This window comes from Hydrocoleum sp. CS-953 (assembly GCF_002260545.1).
Taxonomy (GTDB): Bacteria; Cyanobacteriota; Cyanobacteriia; order Cyanobacteriales; family Microcoleaceae; genus Trichodesmium.
This window is the reverse complement of the sequence record NZ_LGSU01000981.1, coordinates 1-5,789: the sequence shown is the minus strand read 5'-3', so window position 1 is coordinate 5,789 and position 5,789 is coordinate 1. Positions and strand designations below refer to the sequence as shown.

Below are 5,789 nucleotides of genomic sequence, written 5' to 3'. Positions count from 1 at the left end.
ATAAATTAAAAAGTAAATAAAAAATTTGAAACTCTTACCTGTTGCCTGTTGCCAGATGAGCTGTTGCCTAAAAAGCAGTAATATTTTTGCCACGAATCAAATAGAATTGCTATAATTAATAATTATTAATTATTAATTGTTTCCTATATCCAATTTAACTCCATTAAAAAATTAGCAATTCTTTCAGATGCACCTGATTTTCCCATTCTCCGAAAACCATTTTGAGCAATTAACTGTCGTTGGTCTGAGTTATCTAACAAAGACTTAACTACACCAGCAACTTCTCTAGGATGTTTGACCACAATTAAAGAAATTCCTAAAAGGCGACTTTGAGCTTCCGCAAAAGCAGATGTAAACTGAGGACCATTGCCAGGAATAGCGATCGCTGGTTTCCCTAAACCAACAAATTGTTCCGTAGCAGTACCCGCCATAGCAATAGCTAAATCTCCCCGATGTACAAATTCTGCAAAAGCTTGTTGATTTAAAATTATACTTGCATTTCTATTCGGAGAAATCAATTTTAAAGGAAAATGAATACTCCCTTCTCCAGAAAAAAAGGTGGGTTGAGGATTATCCGTTGGCATTTGTAAAATACTACTTTGAGTCTGAGTCTTAATTTCTCGTTCAGCTCGCCAATGATAAGATTTGAGCAATGTACTAAAAGGTTCCAAATCTAAATTAGGAGCGATCGCTCCTAGGAACAAAAACNTTTCTATTCGGAGAAATCAATTTTAAAGGAAAATGAATACTCCCTTCTCCAGAAAAAAAGGTGGGTTGAGGATTATCCGTTGGCATTTGTAAAATACTACTTTGAGTCTGAGTCTTAATTTCTCGTTCAGCTCGCCAATGATAAGATTTGAGCAATGTACTAAAAGGTTCCAAATCTAAATTAGGAGCGATCGCTCCTAGGAACAAAAACTTTTGTTGTGGGAAAGTTTCCAACAACCCTGTAACTGCCTGAATAATAATTTCCCAATTTGCATAAGCTTCTGGAGAACGAGACCCTGGTAACAAAGTAATTGTTATTTGACCTTGCATCCCTAACATCTGAGCATCAGAACGATATATTGCCTGCAGATCGCTCTCCAACTCTACACCATCCATCATTGGGTTTCCCACATAATAAGCTCGAATAGACTTTTTCCTTAACATTTCTGTTGTTAACTCATCTCTAGCAAGTACCGCTCTACATTTCCCCCTACTCATTAACCAACGTTCCCAGGGAAAATAAACCGATCCTGACCAAAGTAAGAAATTTTCTACCCAAGACTTGACAGGAAGTTGCTCAGTTTCATCTCGAATGAGATATTCTGATTTAGCAGTTCCTAAAAAAGCATAAGGCGCTCCACTTAACCAAGCAAATAATAAAGGGACAATATCCCCAACTGCCAAAATAACTACTTGATGACCTAACTTAGTTTCATAATTTATCCAATATCTTAATGCTTTTAGTTGAGCAAAGGTGACTCTTAACAAACCACCTTTGACATCTCGCCATAATTGTTTGCTATCCATATAGATAAAGCCACCAGAAGGCATTCTTTGTCGGGGGCCAATAATTGAGAGACTAGCTATTTTGTTATAAGCTTGTCCTTCTCCCACTATTGGTAAGGCAGTAAGACCAGGAGGAAGAGGATATTTTTCGAGTTGTTGTAAAATTTGAACTGCGATCGCATCTTCTCCGTGACCATTACTCAGGCAAAGTATTTTTAAGGTCATTTATTTCAAGGGAATAGGGAATAGGGAATAGGGAACAGTTCAATAATTGATAATTGATAATTGATAATTGATAATTGATAATTACCTCTCCCTAAAANAGGGAATAGGGAATAGGGAATAGGGAACAGTTCAATAATTGATAATTGATAATTGATAATTGATAATTGATAATTACCTCTCCCTAAAACGGATTGGATTGAATAAAAGGAAAATAAGTTTATTGTTTCTCCTTTAAAGGAGAGGCTTTAAACCTTAGTTATTCGGTAAGAGTTGGCAAAACATTTTCTAGTCTAAGATTACTCATTAGTCATTATCCTCATCAATTCCCTTACTTGAGGTTTTTCCTCACAACACCTGGAAAAATCAGGGAACAGGGAAGATTTGGAAAAACATTTCTGAGTTTAAGATTACTCATTAGTCATTATCCTAATCAATTCGCTCACTTTAGATTTTTCCTCACGAAAAAGAAAAATTAACACCTGTAACTATTCCCCATTCCCTTTACTGACTAACAGACTTTTTCAGCAAGTTCTAATTAGTTCGTAATTAAAGCACATTAACGAGTAGTAGAAGTTAATATGCAATTTAGCTTATATATTTTTATAGGAGTTGCCATTACTGTAAGGATACTTTCAAATATAGTCACAGCAAGAATTTAACTTCTGACTTCTGTACAGGTGATTTCCTAGGGAATGCTCCGAAATGCGTTTACGAAGTATTCCGGAACGGAAATCACCCCTACGACTTCTGACTTCAGCTATATAGCTAAACTCCTGAATACCAAATGACTTATTAACTAGGATCATAATAAAAATGAAAATATCACCAAACCTACAAGGGGGCAAATATACCTTAGAACAGGAATTAGGAAGGGGGGGTTTTGGCATTACTATCAAAGCTACTCATAATTATTTAGGACAACCAGTCGTTATTAAGACTCTCAATGAGTCTCTAACTCAACATCCTAATTTTGCAGAATTTCAACATAAATTTCAGGATGAGGCTAAAAGACTTGCTTTATGTGTCCATCCTAATATTGTCCGAGTTAGTGATTTTTTTGTGGAAAATGGTCAACCTTACATGGTAATGGACTATATTCCCGGTCAGACTTTAGCAGAAGTTGTATTTGGTGGCCAACCTCTAGCAGAAGCGATCGCTGTGAATTATATTCGTCAGATAGGGAATGCTTTGATGGTAGTAAATCAAAATAATTTGCTCCACCGAGATATTAAACCCCAAAATATTATGTTGCGTCAGGATACTGAGGAGGTAATTTTAATTGACTTTGGTATTGCGCGAGAGTTTATTGCTGGTAAAACTCAGATTCACACTAATTTGGTTTCAGATGGTTATGCCCCACCAGAACAGTATTTTGCTCAAGGAAAACGCACAGCAGCAACAGATGTATATGGTTTAGCTGCTACTTTCTATACATTATTAACTGGACAACTGCCAGTAGCAGCAACCACGAGAGTACAACAGGAAATGCCTAGTCCGCGTGAGTTACAACCTCAACTTAGCGCTGCTGTTAATCAAGCAGTGCTTCAGGGTATGGCTTTAGATATTCAACACCGACCTCAAACTGTGGATGAATGGTTAAAACTTTTATCAGATTCTCTCACCAATAATTCAACTATACAGGTAATACCTAACCATCCAGCTCAGAAATTGGGAAATGGAAAAGTTGCTAATGTAAATCTTCCTGCTACACAAAGACCTCCAGAAGTTTTGATGTGGGGAGGACTCGGAGCGATCGCTACTCTAATGTTAGGAGCATTAGCAGCAATAGTGCTTAACTCTCAGAATTCTTCTACTCCTCCCATTGCTCAACCTACTCAACCTACTCAACTTACTCAACCTTCTCCCACCGTAAAACCATCAGATATTGCCCAAACTCCCAGTCCAATACCAACACCAGTAACTACACCTACCCCATCTCCAAAACCTAGCAATACCCCACAACCAACTTTTACTCCTACCCCTGCCCCCACACCTACCCCATCTCCTATCCCCCCGAAGGTCAAACCAACTCCTACACCTGCTCCATCTCCTGTGGTAAAACCTNCACCTACCCCATCTCCTATCCCCCCGAAGGTCAAACCAACTCCTACACCTGCTCCATCTCCTGTGGTAAAACCTACACCTACACCACCAAAAGTTAAACCAAGTCCTACACCTGCTCCATCTCCTGAAGATTCAGTTTCCAAAACACTTCTGGACTTAGTATTACCAGATCATATTCCTTCCGATCCTATTGATAATTCTACTATTATGGATCTGCCAATTATTCGTGGTTTACCTCCAGGCACATTAGAAAGTAAGGTAATAGAATTATTAGGAAAACCTACAAAAGTTGAAGAGCGTGGGTATTGGCCTAATACCAGGGCTGTGATTTATGATTTACTTCCTAATCAAATTACTCTAGGCTATATATATGATCGAGATTCTCGTCGCTTACGACAAACTGAGTTGTCTGTAGCAGATACTATAGATAACCGAATGGTGAGAGTAGCTTTTACTAATATGTTGAATCTGAGGATTACTCCAGACATTCAACAAGGACTACAAGATGTACGCAATGGTAAAATGAGTCGCTACGAGTTTAAAACAGGTAATTTGGAAGGTCTAATTGAGCGTAGTAAAGATAATCGTGTCTATATTGGTGTTTGGGAAGATGATTTACATTAGACTTCTTACAGAAGTTAGGGAATAGAGAATAGGGAAGTCGGGGCTAAGTCATTGCGACTGGAACGGAGTGGAAGGANGACTACAAGATGTACGCAATGGTAAAATGAGTCGCTACGAGTTTAAAACAGGTAATTTGGAAGGTCTAATTGAGCGTAGTAAAGATAATCGTGTCTATATTGGTGTTTGGGAAGATGATTTACATTAGACTTCTTACAGAAGTTAGGGAATAGAGAATAGGGAAGTCGGGGCTAAGTCATTGCGACTGGAACGGAGTGGAAGGAAGCAATCTCTTGACACCTCTGAGATTGCTTCCTATCGTCGCAATGACCACTGTTAAATCAGATACTCTATAACTCCTGACTCCTGACTCCTGACTTTAGTTGTCATATTTAAAATCATTGTGTATAATAAACGTTGTACATAAATATAGTCATATATAGTTAAATATCGTCATATGGTCTCCAGAAATTTGGGTGAGTGTTGAGATAATTTAATAATGCCTGTGATTATAGAAAATCAAATAGCCTCAAGAGTCAATGATCTGACTTCAATAGGGTGAAATTCCTGGACTGACACGCTACCTCTAGATACATAAGAACCTATGTCCAAGCCTCTGTTTTATGACCAAGNAGAAATTGAATCAGGGAGATAATCACGCAAAGAGGTAAAGAAAAGCAGTCTCAAATGTCTTTGACTATGAGATAGAGAAGCCAGTGCGTTGGGCGGGTCTCCCGACTTGAAGCAACTGGCGTGGTGTTGTAGTTCACCCAGTCAGGGTAACGCCTGCATACATAGGGATATGTCATATTTGACTATATTTTTATGAACTATTATATAAGAATAACCATACGGGGCATTAACGGTTTCGACAGGGTGGTGAAATCTGCTTTGTGATGCAGGTCGAGAGTGAGTCTTCTCTCGGAAATCCTGGGCTCAAAAAATAATAAGTGCAAACAACATTGTACCTTTTGCTCGTAAGCAAGTAGCTGTAGCTTAATTGCGAAAACACCTCTTATAGGTTCGAGCGTCTGTGATTTGACTCCGTTAAGGATTACAGACTTAACCCCAACGGATGCACTAGCAAATCGCCTCTGGTCGCCTGCTAGTTAAGACTTCACCAGAGCATCCCGCCATCCGGGATAATGGATGGTCCCAGCTCTGAGGGTTAAAAAGAGCTAAACCTGTGAATGAGTGAAGGGTGAATAGCCATTTTGGACATGGGTTCGACTCCCATATGCTCCATTGATTAAGTAACTATTTCCAATCCGTTTTCTGCTTTTTTAGCAGAGAGCGGTTTTTTGTAGGTTTTATATTAATTAATACAGTTCAGTATTTCCTTATTTCCTTTTATTAATCCCCCCATCTCCCGATCTCCCGATCTC

The 5,789-nt window shown here is 38.6% G+C and carries 1 protein-coding gene, 1 other RNA gene and 1 pseudogene; 2 read left to right on the top strand and 1 reads right to left on the bottom strand.

What is annotated here, in order from left to right:
• Positions 1-709: 709 nt before the first annotated feature.
• Positions 710-1,719: lipid-A-disaccharide synthase-related protein (locus tag AFK68_RS13825; protein WP_143437857.1), on the bottom strand; the 1,010-nt coding region annotated here is incomplete at its 3' end.
• Positions 1,720-2,532: 813 nt separating this feature from the next.
• Here AFK68_RS13825 and AFK68_RS43825 point away from each other — a divergent pair.
• Together AFK68_RS43825 and ssrA are read left to right on the top strand one after the other, a co-directional pair.
• Positions 2,533-3,783, top strand: a pseudogene (locus AFK68_RS43825) (serine/threonine protein kinase); the annotation flags it as partial.
• Between the two features lie 1,474 nt (positions 3,784-5,257).
• Positions 5,258-5,652, top strand: a transfer-messenger RNA (tmRNA) gene (ssrA, locus tag AFK68_RS13815).
• Positions 5,653-5,789: the final 137 nt, after the last annotated feature.